At 59.4% G+C, this 16,550-nt stretch carries 21 protein-coding genes; 9 read left to right on the top strand and 12 right to left on the bottom strand.

Annotation, left to right across the window (positions count from 1 at the left end; translation table 11 throughout):
• Positions 1-59 precede the first annotated feature (59 nt).
• Together M0D68_RS06915 and M0D68_RS06920 are read left to right on the top strand one after the other, a co-directional pair.
• Positions 60-266, top strand: a complete 207-nt coding sequence (locus M0D68_RS06915; RefSeq protein ID WP_266224059.1) for a hypothetical protein — start codon at positions 60-62, stop codon at positions 264-266.
• A gap of 3 nt (positions 267-269) precedes the next feature.
• Entirely contained in the window at positions 270-506 is a 237-nt protein-coding gene (locus M0D68_RS06920; protein ID WP_266224060.1) for a hypothetical protein, read from the top strand.
• A gap of 75 nt (positions 507-581) precedes the next feature.
• Here the strand turns inward: M0D68_RS06920 and M0D68_RS06925 are convergent, their stop codons facing one another.
• The 6 genes from M0D68_RS06925 to M0D68_RS06950 form a co-directional block, all read right to left on the bottom strand.
• Positions 582-1,040, bottom strand: a complete 459-nt coding sequence (locus tag M0D68_RS06925) for a hypothetical protein (protein WP_266224061.1) — start codon at positions 1,038-1,040, stop codon at positions 582-584.
• Positions 1,041-1,113: 73 nt separating this feature from the next.
• Complete coding sequence (locus M0D68_RS06930) at positions 1,114-1,350, bottom strand: hypothetical protein (RefSeq protein ID WP_266224062.1); 237 nt, start codon at positions 1,348-1,350, stop codon at positions 1,114-1,116.
• Positions 1,351-1,607: 257 nt separating this feature from the next.
• Positions 1,608-2,276, bottom strand: a complete 669-nt coding sequence (locus M0D68_RS06935; protein WP_266224063.1) for a hypothetical protein — start codon at positions 2,274-2,276, stop codon at positions 1,608-1,610.
• Positions 2,269-3,147, bottom strand: a complete 879-nt coding sequence (locus M0D68_RS06940; RefSeq protein ID WP_266224064.1) for a hypothetical protein — start codon at positions 3,145-3,147, stop codon at positions 2,269-2,271. Before M0D68_RS06940 ends, M0D68_RS06935 begins: the two co-directional genes overlap by 8 nt.
• Positions 3,148-3,738: 591 nt before the next feature.
• Positions 3,739-4,113 (bottom strand): hypothetical protein, encoded by a 375-nt coding sequence (locus tag M0D68_RS06945; RefSeq protein WP_266224065.1) that lies wholly within the window; start codon positions 4,111-4,113, stop codon positions 3,739-3,741.
• Positions 4,110-4,739, bottom strand: a complete 630-nt coding sequence (locus M0D68_RS06950; RefSeq protein ID WP_266224066.1) for a helix-turn-helix domain-containing protein — start codon at positions 4,737-4,739, stop codon at positions 4,110-4,112. The genes M0D68_RS06945 and M0D68_RS06950 overlap by 4 nt, the downstream gene beginning before the upstream one ends.
• 245 nt (positions 4,740-4,984) lie before the next feature.
• Between M0D68_RS06950 and M0D68_RS06955 the strand changes: the two genes are divergently transcribed.
• From M0D68_RS06955 to M0D68_RS06965, 3 genes are all read left to right on the top strand, one after another.
• Positions 4,985-5,803 carry a hypothetical protein gene (locus tag M0D68_RS06955; RefSeq protein ID WP_266224067.1) on the top strand — a complete coding sequence of 273 codons (819 nt, stop codon included), beginning with the start codon at positions 4,985-4,987 and terminating at the stop codon, positions 5,801-5,803.
• A gap of 215 nt (positions 5,804-6,018) precedes the next feature.
• Entirely contained in the window at positions 6,019-6,135 is a 117-nt protein-coding gene (locus M0D68_RS06960) for an AlpA family transcriptional regulator (protein WP_266224068.1), read from the top strand.
• 3 nt (positions 6,136-6,138) lie between these two features.
• Positions 6,139-6,438: a hypothetical protein gene (locus tag M0D68_RS06965; RefSeq protein ID WP_266224069.1), complete on the top strand. Its 300-nt coding sequence runs from the start codon at positions 6,139-6,141 to the stop codon at positions 6,436-6,438.
• A 1,034-nt stretch (positions 6,439-7,472) separates the two neighbouring features.
• Here M0D68_RS06965 and lplT read toward each other — a convergent pair.
• Together lplT and M0D68_RS06975 are read right to left on the bottom strand one after the other, a co-directional pair.
• Positions 7,473-8,771 carry a lysophospholipid transporter LplT gene (gene lplT / locus M0D68_RS06970; RefSeq protein WP_200617868.1) on the bottom strand — a complete coding sequence of 433 codons (1,299 nt, stop codon included), beginning with the start codon at positions 8,769-8,771 and terminating at the stop codon, positions 7,473-7,475.
• Between the two features lie 218 nt (positions 8,772-8,989).
• Complete coding sequence (locus M0D68_RS06975) at positions 8,990-9,793, bottom strand: inositol monophosphatase family protein (protein WP_093633508.1); 804 nt, start codon at positions 9,791-9,793, stop codon at positions 8,990-8,992.
• 67 nt (positions 9,794-9,860) lie between these two features.
• Here M0D68_RS06975 and M0D68_RS06980 point away from each other — a divergent pair, with 67 nt between their 5' ends.
• The 3 genes from M0D68_RS06980 to cysE all read left to right on the top strand — a co-directional run bounded on the left by M0D68_RS06980 (position 9,861) and on the right by cysE (position 12,008).
• Positions 9,861-10,013 carry a hypothetical protein gene (locus M0D68_RS06980; protein ID WP_200650606.1) on the top strand — a complete coding sequence of 51 codons (153 nt, stop codon included), beginning with the start codon at positions 9,861-9,863 and terminating at the stop codon, positions 10,011-10,013.
• 145 nt (positions 10,014-10,158) lie between these two features.
• Complete coding sequence (locus M0D68_RS06985; RefSeq protein WP_266224070.1) at positions 10,159-10,995, top strand: RNA methyltransferase; 837 nt, start codon at positions 10,159-10,161, stop codon at positions 10,993-10,995.
• Between the two features lie 182 nt (positions 10,996-11,177).
• On the top strand, positions 11,178-12,008 hold the full coding sequence (gene cysE / locus M0D68_RS06990) for a serine O-acetyltransferase (protein WP_211701154.1): 831 nt from the start codon (positions 11,178-11,180) through the stop codon (positions 12,006-12,008).
• Between the two features lie 9 nt (positions 12,009-12,017).
• On the opposite strand, the gene M0D68_RS06995 is transcribed toward cysE, so the two are convergent.
• The 4 genes from M0D68_RS06995 to M0D68_RS07010 form a co-directional block, all read right to left on the bottom strand.
• The gene (locus M0D68_RS06995) at positions 12,018-12,815 is read right to left on the bottom strand and encodes a UDP-2,3-diacylglucosamine diphosphatase (RefSeq protein ID WP_266210920.1); all 798 of its coding nucleotides are present in this window, start codon (positions 12,813-12,815) and stop codon (positions 12,018-12,020) included.
• A gap of 47 nt (positions 12,816-12,862) precedes the next feature.
• Positions 12,863-13,357: a peptidylprolyl isomerase gene (locus tag M0D68_RS07000; protein ID WP_054041841.1), complete on the bottom strand. Its 495-nt coding sequence runs from the start codon at positions 13,355-13,357 to the stop codon at positions 12,863-12,865.
• Between the two features lie 139 nt (positions 13,358-13,496).
• The gene (locus M0D68_RS07005) at positions 13,497-14,078 is read right to left on the bottom strand and encodes a peptidylprolyl isomerase (RefSeq protein ID WP_093633505.1); all 582 of its coding nucleotides are present in this window, start codon (positions 14,076-14,078) and stop codon (positions 13,497-13,499) included.
• A 49-nt stretch (positions 14,079-14,127) separates the two neighbouring features.
• A complete protein-coding gene (locus tag M0D68_RS07010; RefSeq protein ID WP_093633504.1) occupies positions 14,128-14,859 on the bottom strand; it encodes a tetratricopeptide repeat protein in 732 nt (243 codons plus the stop codon).
• 279 nt (positions 14,860-15,138) lie between these two features.
• Here M0D68_RS07010 and cysS point away from each other — a divergent pair, with 279 nt between their 5' ends.
• Positions 15,139-16,536, top strand: coding sequence for a cysteine--tRNA ligase (gene cysS / locus M0D68_RS07015; RefSeq protein WP_200650602.1), 1,398 nt, complete (start codon positions 15,139-15,141; stop codon positions 16,534-16,536).
• The last annotated feature ends 14 nt before the right edge of the window (positions 16,537-16,550 follow it).

Here is a 16,550-nt window from a genome sequence, read left to right on the forward strand (position 1 = left end):
GACGCCATCCTTTTGTGTAAGCAATCCTCACGGGTGCCAATCCACATAAAGGAGTTGTCATGTCGCAACCTACCGCATCCTCGCTGCTCGCATCTACCGCCGATCTCGTTTCGCAGCATCTCGAAGAGATTGCCATTGGCCGCGGCACCACGACTATTTCGGCGAGCGAGTTCTGTGAGCTAGTCGGCTACCGTCAATCGCTGCGCAACATCGGCGATAACGTAGACGCGACGCTGCCTACGCCCCCGGCGTTCCTGGGCGCATAAGCCATGTCCGCAAGCGTCCGCGTCGTAGTCAAAGACGCCAACGGAATCACGTTCGATCCGACCTCACTGCCGCACTCGTTCACGTACGACGCGAATAACAACATGCTCACGGATACGTGCTTTGAGCAGGGTGCCGTGGCGCGCCAGAAAATGTACACGTGGGAGGAGGGCGCGAATGGCGTCTGGCTGAAGGGGACCGAATCCGCGTGGATCAATGTGGCCGAAGGATGGCGGGGCTAAGACGGGATCGCGCCTCGTTGGTGTGCGCCGCTATCGCCGATGGCGAGCGGAGCCGCCGCAGGCACTATCCGCGCCTCAGGCCATCCTCTTCGCCATGTCCCGCACGCAGTCGTCTATCCTGCGCTTCACGTCCGCCTCATCCTCGCCGCTATTGAGTGCGTCCCCTGCGGTGGTGCATTGAATCGCCAAGTACAGAAGCGCGGCCACGACCGGGTCGCCATTGCACTCGGCGGTGAGTTCCTTCAGGACATGCCATAGGCCGTACCACGACCGTTTGCTGATGGTCGGCGTGATGATGGCCGAGACCCGGCGCGCCTCTGTCTCAATGAGCGGTAGCGGGTCGCGCGGCCCGATGCCCGCGTGAAAGTCGGCGCGAATGGCGAATATGCGTGCGGCGAACAATCTGACCGTCTTTTCAGTAGCGTCTGTCGCTCCCCCGTCGTCAAGCCGTGGGGGCGCGTCGGTCTCGATGCTCTCTCTGGTGTTGGTCACATTTGTCTTCGTCGTCTTGCTGGCGGAGGTGCCAATCGTCATCGGAAATTCCTATTCGGAGTTCACATTGCAAGAGTACGGGGCACGAATCAATTGGCTTTGCGACCAGAGGCGGTTACGAGGTGATCTCAGCCGGCAACCGACCGCAGCGATCAATGATGGCGTATTCAAGAACCATGATCGACTGCGCGAGCATCCGATCGATTTGGATGTCCTCGCCAAGCAGCGCGGCGTGTGCTCGGCGCATATCGCTTAGCCAATCGTTAAGCGTGAGATCCGGCCGGGGTAAATACCAATTCCGATAAATGCCGCGCAAGAATTTCCAAGTGGACGGGTGAATTGTTGGCTGCATGGCAATCTCGCTCAATTGGCTGGTTGTTGCAGGCGTTTTCAGTCTTTCATCCCACCATAGCGCACGGTGCGCCCGTCGTCCACGTTGCCAGCGCGTGTATCTCTCTCGAACCGCGGTGGCGCTTAACATCGCCTTTGAGTCGAGCAGTGTGGGGGGCGACGCATCGACCGATGCCAAACGTTCTGGCGGTGGGAGCTTGGGTGTTTCTGGCTATCGACGCGAGAACTGTAAGCTTGATCGTCGCCTGCCTAACGATTTCAAGGGAATGGGCGCTTGGTGAGGGTAAGGCTGCCCGCCTTTTGCAAACCGCGAGCAATGACGTTGTATGGAGCAATGGCGATTAAATATAGGAAGGTGATTTTCCTTGATATGTAAAAAGTCTGTACCAGTAATAAGGCGAGGAAGGTCGCTGATAACGGAGCCAGCCCCTTGATGAAAAAGTAAGTCGCGGCCGCTATCAATAATCCGCTGAATATCTCGGAGTATAGCTTTAATCGAAATATGGAGCGCTCGCTTCCCTTCTTTTTTTCATATAATAGGCTGATATTTTTGGAATATCTGTTGGCGATTCGACTGGGTTTTTGCGTATTTAATGCGATGAGATTATTAATTAGAGCTTCGCTATGCCTGATATGAGCATGTTCTATAAAGGTGCTGAGCAGCAGATTGCTGATCTTCGGTATTGCCACGCTGCAAACGAAAAATATGACGGCGAGCTCCCAGATGGGTACGGCGGTAATCCAATCGGCGACGGTTTTCGTGGACGTGGACGCCGATCCCGCAGCTAGCGCTAGTATTTCAGTTAGGCTCGATTTTGGCGAAAATGCAACTGACGTGCCGCCGAAAAATAAAATCCGCCACGGCGATAATAGTGGTCCTATGCTCTTGAGCGTCTCGTCAAGTAGCTTTTCTGAAATGTCACTCATGCGGAAACGCCAGGAAGACTAGGTCGCCACGGTATTCATCGAATACTCCGTAGGTGGTAATTGGTGCGGCCCAAAAACTAAATATGGTATCGCTAATATTGTACTTATTAAGCTCCTGCGCCGATTGTTCTGTTGGAATCCAAAGGGCCATTTCTTGATTGGTAACTTCACTTTTGAATTGTCCTTTATATGGAAACTTTCCCACGCGAACTTCATTCAGGCCGTTTAAGGTTCCTGTGTAAAGAGTCTCCGGTCCAAATTGTTTTGCACTAACCACCTGGTGGAATCGCTTTGCTATTCGACGATTGAATCGATAATCTCGGCGTTGTTTTCCGCTTCCCATAGAGAAGGTAATGGTCTCTTTGTCCGTCATTGCGCTTGAGCGCAAGGGTGAAACAAGTTGATTTATCTCTTGAAGAGTTGCCGCAATGTAGTACTCGTGCTCTCGCTGTTTTTCGTCTTCGATCAAGTCAACTTGAGTATTCCCTTTGGCTTTTTTATGAGATGCGCGGTTAACCGCCGATGGGACTTGGGCATCGAGGGAGGTAAGCAAGAGGGCCTGTTCTGAGGCTGCTTCTTCGTACGGGTCGTGTAAAATGCCGCTGAGCTTTTCCCCGAGCCACACGTATGTTTCGTTTAGAAGCGGGATGCGGATGCTCCCTTCTTCAAACTGTTGAACGATGAGGTCTGCGGCAGCATATTCCGTGTTGGCTAGCGTCGCGTATTTGCGAACGGCTCCACGTTGTTCGTATATGACCAACTTGTCGATTGCCCGTTGGACATGCTGTAATGAATGAGCTAGGGTCCGCGCGCTGATTTTGTTATCGGGCGCGAGTTTGCCTGTGAATTTCAAGTCAAAACGTTGTGTCATGCGAGGCCCCGGATTGTTTTTTGTTAATGAAGTTTGCCACAAAACTGAGATGGAACTTCGACTTAGGCTTGAAGGATGGCTGGGCGATGCGTTGGCCTTCGTTTTGTCTCGGATCGGTAGTTTGCTTGGGACGGTACCGCTGGGGCGTTGAGGGCTGTTCCTCTCATAGGTCCCTTTGTGTTGCTAAACCGACGACTCTCTCTCGCTACTTCGTGGGATTCTGGACATTTGGCGCATTCGGATGCGGTGTTGGGGCCGCGCGATATATATCCGGTCGGCGCGAGTCAAATAGATGGCTTGCTAGGTCCGTAACGTCACCGCCTAAAGTCGGTGGCGCGCGAGAGTGCGGTAGCGGCCGGGACGCGTAACCAGGCGTCGATCAAGGCCTAGCTCTGCGCTGGGATTTTTCAAATCTAGTGTCCGAACATCTTTAACACTGCGCTCCCCGTGCCCATCGTATGCTTGGTGGATAACGAATCGGGGATCGCGTGAAATATCCACATCACCTTCTTGTGGGCGGCCTGTTCCTGGCGTTGGCGCTTGCATGTCTCGCCGCACTGATGGTTGCCTGACCTGTCGTAAAACGGGCTACTACGGCTGGTACGGGTTCAGCTCGCTCTTGCAAGCTGCGTAGACCCCGCGGACGATGGGCGATCGATAGTCCAACCTCCAGCCATCCGTGAACAGCTTGGCGAGTGATGCAGGGTCCGCAAAGCGGGGCAGCTCCGCAAAATCCAGTGCGATCCGCTCTGACAGGGCGCCGAGCTGGACGCGTTCCATCCAGTCAGCGTCAGCACCATTACCGGCCAGCCAGATGCGCGTCGACTCGATGAGATGATCGGTTCTCAGCCACGCCCCCGTGCGAGCTCGGGCGACGAGTTGCCCCAGCACAAGATAGCAAAGCAGTTCGGCGCGTGCTTCGTCATCGAAGCGGCCCGGCCTTGGGTTGTAGGCATCTGCGATCATTTCCGGATCTTCGTAAGCACGTGCCCTAGGCCCAAGCGTGTTGCGATCTGCCATACGTATCGGCTTGAATAGCGCACGCCGAACTGCTTCTCAATGAGGGACCTTAAACGCTCGTTGTTCCATTGGTCAGCGTCGAATCCAAACGCTCGGGGAGAATCGCGTAAAGCAGTCGCAATCCAAGCCATCGCATTATTGTCGAGCACGCTGGGAGGGCGTTTGATAGGCGCCTTGCGCGGCCGCATATGCGCCAGTAACCCGAGATCGATCGTCAGTTGGCGAACGTAGACATCGGAGTACCGAACGCCGAATTTCCGTTCGATCACATCCAGTAACTTCGGATTTGACCATCGGTCAGTATCGAAACCGTGGATTCGCGGCGACTGTCGGACGGTGTCGGCGATCCATTGACGGGCTTCAGCGTTGAGCCCGGATTTTCGACCGCCGACGCTAACGCTCTTCAACGCGTCAATGCCGCCAGCGTCGAGAATTTTCTTGTACTTGGAGACTGTCTGCGTCGTGGTCCCTACTAGTTTGGCAACGCGTTCGATGCTTTCGCCAGCGGCTAGCATCCGGGCCGCTTCCATCCGCCGAGATACTAGAACCGTGTTTCTCTGAGGTTCAGTCATTGTCGAATCAGTTTTGTCGCGTCTTGGAGGCGTCGTTGAATGCGGCAATCGCCACCGCATGAAGCCGCCGAAATGCGTCACGAACCGCGTGGAATTCGCTCCGTCCGCCAACAGCGCCGGCCGCCTCAATCATAGACGAAGGTATATTTGACAGCTACAACCGCATCTAGCCCGACGAGGCAATAGCAGGGGTCCTTACCCTGTCGGCGCGGTTTCCATAGCGAAGGGGCGTCAAGGGGCGTGAAATGCCATATGAAGATCTCTACCAAGCGCTCGCTTTGGACGGAGCGCTGTTCTTTTCAATCTCTTTAAGAGAAGCCTCGTTGCTCATTGCGCTTGATAACGACTTGCGCGATCAAAGCGAAATTGATCCCGAACTGCCGAACGACGGCGACTATGTCGTCGGTATGTCACCTTTGCTTGAGCCGACTGGTAAGGTCAAAATTCAGCGCGACCAGATAGAGAAAGGGCTTGTGCGCGCGGTCGAGTTGGGACGAATTAAACCGGTGGCCTTGGCGCGAGATCGAGAGGATCGTATCGAGGCGATTTATACGCTTCTATCCACCGGCGACGTAGAGGCCTGGTGTCGAGAGCACGACCTAGGTTTCGGCGACTGGTGGTCCAAATACCAATTAGACGAGAACGAGTTTTTGTTGTCTCTTGCGGACGAAATTGTGGCGCATCGCACGCCAGCATCCATAGAGCCTGGGCCGACGGATTACGATGAACATGCGATGGAAACTTATCGCATGTCCGTGGCGGAGCAGCAAGAGCTTTTGTACAAGGAGATGCTGACTGAACTGCACTCATTAAAGCAGTCAAGGTCACAGCCACGCTCTTCCCCTGAGCCCGATATGGGAACGAGGGAGCGCAATACGCTGCTCACCTTGATAGCCGCATTAATTAACGAGATCGCGGATCGACTACCCGATGGGACGTATAAGCGCGCTCAAACAATCTCTGTCATGACCGAGAAAATTGGTGCGTCGGTATCTCCCAATACCGTAGATAAAATTCTAAAGGACGCCGCAGCGGTTGCGGAGCGCCGCAGATCCTCCCGATGATTCGCCTCAATTGAGGTGAAAGTTACCTCAATTGAGTTTTTGGATGGGTAACACCGTATAGGATTCAGCCATCGCACAACGTTTCCAAAAAGGGCGAAAAGCATGGCTACATAGCAACCGGACGATACCAGTCCCAAATCCCTTCCCCTTGTCGAGCGCTCGCGCTGGATGCAGATACAGCCGTCCTTCCAGTCTGCCGCGAGACCTAGAGCACGATGTGCTGGGAGGGCCGGGCGCCGAAGCCGGTGCGGCTGAGCCTGCGTTGCACCGTCTGGGACGATACGCAGATTCACGCCTGGCTGGCCGACCCGCTCGGCTACCGCGCGGAGTAACTCATGGCATCCGTGAACAAGGTCATGTTCGTTGGCAGGTTGGCGAGCGCTGCAACGACATTTCGCTCGGCATCGCAGTGGAAGGTGTATTCGCAGCCGGTCGTCGCCGAAAAGTTCAAGGAGCCGATCAACGCCACGACGGTGATCAAGGTCGAACTGGTCTGTGATGAAGAAAGTCGCGCATGCTGCGCTGCTTGTTGGACGGGTTCTGCGGCTCTGCGGGCTTATCCGAGTTGGATTTTGCGGCGGACAAACGCGGAAAAACGAAAGCCGTGCTGTTGTCGGCAATCGGTCTTATCCTGATCGGCCAGTTGCGGCCCTTTGCAGCGTGCGTTAAGGTGAGCTTCACTGTCTCAACGATCTTGCTGCCTACTCTCTCGGCTTCGATGTCTTAGGCGCCCTGTAGCCGTCGGCGGTGTCGAACTGACGCTCGCTCGCGCAAAGGCGCATACGACACCGTGTAGTATTTTTCACCTGCTCGGGACTCGTGTTTCGCTGGCCTATAATCGTCGCATGCATGAAGCGACCAACTGCGCGCAGGGGAGATAAAGGCTTCAGTCGCAGGATTGAATTTGAGCAATGTTGTCGCTCAAAAGGAAACGGCGCGAATGCTCGCGCCGTCTCAAATGGGGAAGGGACTTCGCCCACGTCCGTGGAAAGATTCGGGCGGGCCCCTTCGAATCACGTACCTTTACAGGAAAAGTACATGAGTACAACAAACCTGTGTTACTTGGTTCTCGCAGCGCATTATTTCAGCATTGCAGCGGTCTATGTTTTTGCCGCATTTACGGGGCATACATGACGCAACGGTCAGGCACATGTGTCTAGACTAGCATACTGATGCGAGAGGCGCGAACGGCGGTCGAAAAGGCTGCTTCGCAATTCGATGCCGAACGCCAAGCAAAGATTCAAAGCCCACGTGTTTTGTGGGCTTTTTCTATGGAACTGGCGGCTAGGCGAGTCATATGTCGGTGTCCGCTCGGAGTGGCACCGGTTCGAGTCCCGCCGTCGGCCTCGAACTGGTGGCACGGTTTGGCGGGCGGTATATCTACATTAGAGCGGATGTGCGCCTGTAGTGCAGGTCGTCGTGCAACATTCGTCGCAGAGCCTTACTGGGCGGGGTATGAACGCTGCTGCATCATCGGCGTGTGTTGTGCGACGTCATTGGCCGCTGCGGTTTGAATGCCCATCCGTGGTGTCTTTTTGCGTTAGCTGTTCAGGGCGTGAGTTTAACCCGCCAGCGCGGCGAGCGGACCCTGGCCGGATGGCCAGTCGCTACGCAACTTACCTGTCTTAAGACAGATTCTCGCGCCAGCCGGGCGATTCTCGCCAGGCCATCATTCTTCAACGAGCGCCCGCATATCCACCGTGCGCTCATTCACGGCGCTGCGCCGCTTGGCGAGCCACATCATGAACGTGATGAAACTGCCGAATACGACAATGATCCATTGCGCCGGCATCTTCGCGGTGAGCAGTATCGCGTAGGCCCCGAGCATCAGCAGCACGGCCAGATTCTGGTTGAAATTCTGCACCGCGATCGAATGCCCCGCGGAGAGCAAGGTCGCGCCACGATGCTGGAGGATCGCGTTCATCGGCACGATAAAAAAGCCGGACAGCGCGCCGAGCAGGATCATCAACGGATAGGCGAGCAGGATGTAGATCGGCAACACGTACGAGCCGATACGGATGCCGGCGCCCGCCGGAAACAGGTCCTTGTTGTAGAAAGCCACGGCGATCGCAACCGCGCCGGTGAGGATGCCGACCGGCAGCACGCGCAGCGAACTACGCAATGGGATCAGCGCGGCGGCGGCAGACGCGCCGACGGCGATGCCGAGCCCCGTCACGCCTTGCATCACGGCCGCCTTCGAAAGCGACAAGCCAAGATTCACGTTCGCCCATTTGAGCACCAGCAATTGCAGCGTGACCGCGCCACCCCACATCAGCGTCGTGACCCACAGCGCGATCTGCGCGAGCTTGTCGGCCCACAGCACGTTGAAGCAATGATAGAAATCGCCGACCAGTTTCTTCGGCTCGTTCAAACGATTCGGATAACGCGCGCCGGTGTCGGGAATGAAGATGTTGATCGCCGCCGCGATGGCATACGTAACCATCACCGCGAACATCGCCAGATCGGCGGAGGAGCGGATCAGCGGCAGATGCGCATGCGCGACGAACCGGTCGGCGAGCGTGCTGATCAATGCGCCGCCGACCATCGTGCCGACAATGGTCGACAGGACGGTGGCCGATTCGAGCCACGCGTTCGCCTTGACGAGTTTTTCCGCGGGCAGGAGCTCGGTGAGAATGCCGTATTTGGCCGGCGAATACGCGGCCGCGCCAAAGCCGACCACGCCATACGCGATCATCGGATGGACGCCGGCGATCATCATCAGGCAACCGCTCGCCTTGAGCGCGTTGGAGATGAACATGACGTGCCGCTTCTGCAGCGCGTCGGCGAAGGCGCCGACGAAGGGGGCGAGCAGCACGTAGGAGACAGTGAAGAAAATCTGCAGCAGCGGCGTGACCCAGGCGGCCGAACGGATCACCGATAGCAGGGCGATGGCGGCGATCAGCAGGGCATTGTCCGCGAGCGACGAAATGAACTGCGCCGCGATGATTGTGTAGAAGCCTTTTTTCATGAAGCGGATCGGAAGCTGCGCGGAAACCTGACGCGAAGCAGGGCGCTGCAAGAAGCGCGCAAAACGCAGCCAGCGATCGAGCGTGCCGGCGCGGCATTCCGCTTTGTAGCACGAACGCCCGCCGGATGCTGGCGGCCCAACGAAAAAGCGGCCGAAGCCGCTTTATGTATTACCGATGCCGGCGCCAAGCCGGCCAGTCCAGAACTAAGACCTGAACCTTAAGCCGCTTGCTGACGCGTGCGGCTGTAGCGCGACAGGATCGGGATCATCTGCGCGTAGACCTTCGGATTGCCCGCGACGATTTCGCCGACGTGCAGGAAGTCCGAGTCGCCCGTGTAATTGCCCACCAGACCGCCGGCTTCCGTGATCAGCAGGCTGCCCGCGGCGACGTCCCACGGATTCAGGCCTTGCTCGAAGAAGCCGTCCATACGGCCCGCGGCAACATTCGCCAGATCGAGCGCAGCAGCGCCCGGACGGCGCAGGCCGGCGCAGGCTTCGGTCATTTCAGCGAACTGGCGGCCGTACGCTTCGAGGCCGTCCTTTTCGCGGAACGGGAAGCCGGTGCCGATCAGGCCGTCAGCCAGGCGGTCGCGCTTGGCGACGCGAATGCGGCGGTCATTCAGGAACGCACCGCGGCCGCGCGAGGCGGTAAACAGGTCGTTGCGGGTCGGATCGTAGACCACGGCCTGCGTCACGATACCCTTGTGGGCGAGCGCGATCGACACGCAGTAGTACGGGAAGCCGTGGATGAAATTGGTGGTGCCGTCGAGCGGATCGATGATCCACTGATATTCGGACTCGTTGTCCGACTTGCCGGATTCTTCGGCGAGGATGGCGTGATCGGGGTAGGCTGTCTTAAGCGTGTCGATGATCGCCGCTTCAGACGCTTTGTCGACCTCCGTGACGAAATCGTTGTGCTGTTTCTTGCTGACCTGGAGCAGATCGAGGTCGAGCGACGCGCGGTTGATGATCTGGGCTGCGCGGCGCGCGGCCTTCACAGCGATATTGAGCATGGGATGCATGAGACTGGATCCTTGTGCCGGGGCAGCACGGCTGCTTACCGGTAAATGAGCGCGGGATGGGCGCTAATTGAGCGCCATCAAAGGGCGCGGAAACAGCACGGAACGCACGTCCGGTAAAGGACCGGGTGCGCATTCCGCCGACGGAGACGAATTGGATAAGAACGAGGCGCCGGAGTTTTCACAGGAGAAAACCGGGCGCGAATATTGGTATTTTACCTGAGTCCGGGCTGCCGCGGCAGCGCTTGCTGCCCGGTATAGCGTGCCACGGTCCAACGGCGCGGTTCTGGCGCGGCGCACGCGCGCATTTCAGAGCCGATGCGGCGTTGGCGCTACCATACGCGTTCTTTACTTTGCCGAGTTTCATCGTGGACCACCCCCACCATTCTTCCGATCCCGCCGTGGCGGACCTGCGCGGCGGTTTTACGTCGACGCGCTTCGTGCTCGTCGAGCCCAGCCATCCCGGCAACGTCGGCGCCGCAGCGCGCGCGCTGAAAACCATGGGGTTTTCGCGCCTCGTGCTCGTGTCGCCACGTGTGCCCCACGTGCAAAGCGATCCGGAAGCCATCGCCATGGCGAGCGGCGCCGACGACGTGCTGGCGTCCGCGCACGTCGTCCCGACGCTTGCCGATGCGCTGAATGGCGTGCATTGGTCGATTGCGCTGACCGCGCGGCTGCGTGAATACGGGCCGCCGCAATGGACGCCGCGTGCCGCGGCAGGCGCCGCGCGTGAGCAGGCTCTACATGGCGAGATCGCGCTGGTGTTCGGCAACGAGCGCACGGGGCTGTCGAACGAAGACGTCGAGCGTTGCAGCGCGCTCGCGCATATTCCGGCCAATCCCGCCTACAGTTCGCTCAATCTCGCGCAGGCCGTGCAGGTGTTGGCGTATGAATTGCGCACGGCGTATTTGTCCTCGGGCGAGACAGCGGCTGCGGCATCCGTGATGGCTCAGGCTGCGGCCGGGCAGGGCGAGCCGGTCGGCGCGCGGGCGGCAAGCGACGAAATCGAAAGCATGTACGCGCATCTGGAGAGTGCGCTGGTCGCCCTCGAGTTTCTCGATCCGGCCAATCCGAAGAAATTGATGTCCCGCTTGCGGCGTCTGTTCGCACGTTCAGGTCTGGAGCGCGGGGAAGTGAATATCGTGCGGGGCATCGCCAAACATATTCTGCTGAAGACCAGGCCGCCCGGCGGCGACGCGTCTTAAGGGCTGCCCGCCCATCAATCTACGACCTTGCCGGCAGCGTGGGCTTCCGGCAGGTTTCGCGCAATCGCCCTACAATCGCTCGAAACGTTCTAAGCAAAGCTGCCGATCTGCTATGCGGCAAGCATCCGCCGTGCGTGGTGTTTCACGCAGGCGGTCTTTTCCCCTACAACCTAGTCCCTGCCATGTTCACGAGACTCCGCGAAGACATCGCCACGATCCGCGAGCGCGATCCCGCCGCCCGCAGCGCCTGGGAAGTCCTCACGTGTTATCCGGGTCTGCACGCGCTGGTGCTGCACCGGCTCGCGCACGCCTGCTGGCAGGCTAAACGCCGCTGGCTCGCGCGATTCGTCTCGCAGATGGCGCGTTTCATGACCGGCATCGAAATCCATCCGGGCGCCACGCTGGGCCGTCGTGTGTTCATCGATCACGGCATGGGCGTCGTGATTGGCGAGACGGCGCAAGTCGGTGACGACTGCACGATCTACCAGGGCGTAACCCTTGGCGGCACGTCGCTCACGCGGGGGGCGAAGCGGCATCCCACGCTTGAACGCGGCGTAATCGTGGGCGCGGGGGCGAAGGTCCTCGGCGGCTTTACGATCGGCGCGGACGCGAAGATAGGTTCGAATGCGGTGGTCACGAAGCCGGTGCCGGCACGCGGTACGGCAGTGGGGAATCCCGCGCGGATCATCGTCCCGGCAGCGGCTGCCGTGGCAGCCACGGCGAGCGCATCGGCAAATGGCGCGTCGCGTGAGTTGAAAACCACGTCAGAAAAGAGCGGATTCTGCGCCTACGGCATCACGCCGAATGCGGATGATCCGGTATCGCTGGCGATTCACGGTCTGATCGATCACGCTGCCACGCAATCGAAGCGTATCGACGAAATCGTCGACGCCCTGGAGCGGCTGGGCACCAGTCTGGAAGGCTTGCAAGGTGCCGATGCGGCTCTGCTCGATCTGCGGCGCCTGTCGGCCGCGATTGCGGGAAAGGTGGAAGGGGCAGTGGCGGAGCGCTAGTCTAGCTAGTCAATTCAGCGGCAACGCCCGGATCCCTTCCGCATCGATTCGCAGATAACCGCCACGGCGCTCGCCGTGGTCGAGATCCCAATCCGGCAATACCCAGCGCGTGCCGTCTGGCTCGCGATGCAGCGCCGGTCGATGCGTGTGCCCATGAATGATCGTGGCCGTTTTCGACACCTTGAATAACGCAGCGACGGCCTTCGGCGTCACGTCATACTTTGGCGAAACCGGACGCGAGCGGCCTTGCTCGCTCTTTGAGCGCATGTTTTCTGCAAGCGCCTGACGCCAGCGAAACGGCCACGCGAGAAACAGCATCTGCGCGACACGGTTGCGCGCAAAGTGCCGGAAAAATTGATAGCCGCGATCCGCGGTGCAGAGGCCGTCACCATGCGCGAGCACGATGCGCGTGCCGAATGCGGTGATCACAAACGGGTCGGGCAGCCAGATCGCGCCGGCCGCTTTCATGAAGCGCTTGCCGAGCAGAAAATCGCGATTGCCGTGCATGATGTAGAGCGCGATACCGCGTTCCGACAACGTATGCAGCAACGCCGCCATGCGCGCGACGAACGGCTCGACGAGCATGTCGTCGCCGATCCAGTACTCGAACAGATCGCCGAGAATGAAAACCGAATCCGCCTGCTCGGCCGTGACGCGCACGAAGTGTTCGAACGCGGCGACCGTATGCGGAATCGCCTCGCTCAGATGAATATCGGAGAGGAAAAAAAACGGGCGTGCGGCGTGCGGGCGTTTGCCCTCGCCAGGCACGCCCGCGGCGACGCTTCGCAGCGGCGTTTCTTGCAGCATTGAAGGTGCCTGATATCAGTTCAAACAGGTTAGCCCTGATCGGACGCTTAGTCGACGATCACTGCTTTTTCGATCACGACGTCGTCAGCCGGCACGTCCTGATGGAAGCCCTTCGAACCCGTCTTGACCTTCTTGATCTTCTCGACGATGTCCATGCCGTCGACCACCTTGCCGAACACCGCATAGCCCCAGCCCTGCGGCGTCGGCGACGAGTGGTTCAGGAAGTCGTTGTCGTTCACGTTGATGAAGAATTGCGCGGTTGCCGAGTGCGGGTCGTTCGTGCGAGCCATCGCGATCGAGCCGTTGACATTCTTCAGGCCGTTGTTCGCTTCGTTGGTGATCGGCTCAGCCGTCGGCTTCTGCTTCATGCCGGGTTCGAAACCGCCGCCCTGGATCATGAAGCCGTCGATCACGCGGTGGAACACCGTGTTGTCGTAGTGACCGGCCTTCACGTAGTTGAGGAAGTTCTCAACCGACTTCGGCGCCTTTTCAGCGTCCAGTTCGAGTTTGATGACGCCGTGGTTTGTATGCAGTTCAACCATGATGGAATCCTTTGATGAACGGGGTGGGTAAAAGGCGCGGCCGTTCGTCACGAAGTGTGATGACGACGGGCCGCGCCGGGGGCGTAGATTGAGTTGCTTTCCTGTGCAGCGTGCCGGGTGCTGCTTCCTGTTCTATTGCTTACTTGCTGACCACCGTGGCCGATTCGATCACGATCGGTTTTTGCGGCACGTCGCTCATCGGGCCGCGTGTGGTGGTGGCCGTGCCTTCGATCTTCTTCACGACGTCCATGCCGCTCGTGACCTTGCCGAACACCGCGTAGCCGTTGCCGTCCGGATTCGGATAGTCGAGGCCGGCGTTATCCACCGTGTTGATGAAGAACTGCGCGGTGGCCGAATTCGGATCGCTGGTGCGCGCCATGGCGAGCGTGCCGGCTGCGTTCTTCAGACCGTTGCGGCTTTCGAGCGGAATCGGCGCGCGCGTGGGCTTCTCAGCGAAGCTCTGCGTGTAACCGCCGCCCTGAATCATGAAGCCGCGAATCACGCGATGGAAAATCGTGCCGCTGTACTGGCCGGACTTCACGTAGTCGAGGAAGTTGGCGACCGTTTTCGGCGCTTTCTCAGGATACAACTCGACGCGGATGTCGCCTTCCGTGGTCTTGAAGAGGACGGACGGATGCGCGGCCTGCGAACCGGACTGGGCAAAGGCGGGGGCGTTTGCGATCAGGGCGGCGCTGCCGAGCGCCAACATCAACCATTTCATGAAGATCCTCAGGGTTGGAAAAAACGTGTTGCCGAAAACGGTGACCGAGTTACTGCGACGGCGCCATGTAGGGCGGCATGGCGAGCGAGCCATTTGCGCCGCCGTACTGGAAGCTCGGCGTTTGTGTCATGTCCGCGGAGGAGCGCGCGGCGCTGGCCTCGGCAGGCGCCGCGGCTTTTTTCGCCGGCCCGGTGCTCTTGGGGGGCGAAACGATCTTCTGGATGTCGGCGATGCGCTGCGTGGTGGTGGCACTCGCTTTGCCGAGGCCTTGCGCGCGACGGTAAGCCGAGTCGGCCATGCGCAGATACAGATCGCCGAGATTCTCGTACGCGAGACCGTAGGCCGGATTCACCTTGGTCGCGGTTTCGAGCGCGGCGCGTGCCTCCGTATAACGGCCGTGCTTCGCATAGAGCGCGGCCAGGTTGTTATACGGCTCGGGCAGTTCCGGGTACAGCTGCGTGAGTTCGGTGAACGCGGTGATGGCTTCGTCGTCGCGATTCAGGTGGGCCAGCACCGTGGCGCGCTTGAACTTGGCTTGTGCGTCGTGCGGATTCGAGGCGATGCGCGCGTCGAGCTGGGTGAGCGAGGCTTCCCAGTTCTTCTGCGCAATCGACGCGTCGATTTCCGGCGTGTTGTCACGCACGGCGGGGCCCTGCGGCATGGTCGCGGCGCCTTTCTGCGCGTACGCGGGAGCACCCGGCAAGACCGTGAGGGCGACGGCGCAGAATGCCGTCGCGGCGAGGGTCGCAGCGCTGCGCGCGCGGCCGCTGGAAGGTTTCATAGGCTCGGGTCTGGATGTTATACTCCGACCCATTCTAACAAAAGGTCTGCGCGTTCCGTCGAACCGCAAACTGTCTTTTCGCCACTCGTGGTCGTCTCCGCCTTGAACGCAGCCTGACCGCCGCACCAGATGCACCGGTTTGCTGCTGTGCGTGTTTTAGTGCAAAGGTAGTGCAAAGCGGCAGTACAGAACGCACCCGCTGTCTTTTCGCGGGGCGCCTCATGCACGAAACAGCACGAAACACATTGCGGATTTCTTTCGGCCCACGCACCGTTCTCTATGGAATCACTGCGCATCTACAACACGCTCGCGCGTGACAAGCAAACTTTCGTGCCGCTGCAAGATGGCGTCGTGCGGATGTACGTCTGCGGGATGACCGTGTACGACTATTGTCACGTCGGTCATGCGCGGGTGATGGTCGTGTTCGACATCGTGCAGCGGTGGTTGCGCACGCTCGGTTACGACGTCACCTACGTGCGCAACATCACGGATATCGACGACAAGATCATCCGGCGCGCAGTGGAGAACGGCGAAACGATCAAATCGTTGACCGACCGCTTCATCAAGGCCCTGCATGAAGATGCGGACGCGCTCGGCATCGAGCGGCCCGATCTGGAACCGCGCGCCACCGATTTCATCCCGCAGATGCTCGGCATGATCGAGAAGCTCGAGGCGAACGGTTACGCCTATCAGGCGGCCGACGGCGACGTGAACTACGCGGTGCGCAAGTTCGTGGGCTACGGCAAGCTGTCGGGCAAGTCGCTCGAAGATCTCCGTGCCGGCGAACGCGTCGCCGCGAACGACGCGAAGCAGGACCCGCTCGACTTCGTGCTGTGGAAGCAGGCGAAGCCCGACGAACCGGCCGACACCGGCTGGGAGTCGAAGTACGGGCGCGGCCGCCCCGGCTGGCATATCGAATGCTCGGCAATGGGCTGCACGTTGCTCGGCGAGCATTTCGACATTCACGGCGGCGGTCAGGACCTGCAGTTTCCGCACCACGAGAACGAGATTGCGCAGAGCGAAGCTGCGACCGGACAAACCTTCGTCAATTACTGGATGCACAACGGCTACGTACAGATCGACAATGAGAAGATGTCGAAGTCGTTGAACAATTTCTTTACGATCCGCGAAGTATTGGCGCAGTACGATGCCGAGGTCGTACGTTTTTTCATCGCGCGCGCGCACTACCGCTCGCCGTTGAATTACAGCGACGTGCATATCGACGACGCCCGCAGTGCGCTGACGCGTTTGTACACCGCGCTGAAAGACGTCACGCCGGATGGCGCGGAGCTCGACTGGAACGAAGCGCATGCGCAGCGTTTCCAGGCAGCAATGAACGACGACTTCAACACGCCGGTTGCAGTGTCGGTGTTGTTCGAGTTGGCAACAGAAGTGAACCGCACGCGCGACCCCGCGCTGGCCCGTCAATTGCGCTCGCTGGGCGCTGTGATCGGCTTGCTCGGCCGGGAGCCGCGTGCATACCTGCAGCAGGCTGCGGGCGCTGCCGCAGAAGGCGCGCTCGACGCGACCGCGATCGAAGCGAAGATCGCCGCGCGCGTGGCCGCCAAGCAGGCGAAAGACTATGCAGCAGCAGACCGGATCCGGGCCGAATTGCTCGAGGCCGGCGTTGCACTTGAAGACAAACCCGGCGGGTTGACCGAGTGGCGGCGCGTGTGAGCGCACCTCGTACT

Source organism: Paraburkholderia sp. SEWSISQ10-3 4 (assembly GCF_030464785.1).
Classification (GTDB): Bacteria; Pseudomonadota; Gammaproteobacteria; order Burkholderiales; family Burkholderiaceae; genus Paraburkholderia; species Paraburkholderia aspalathi.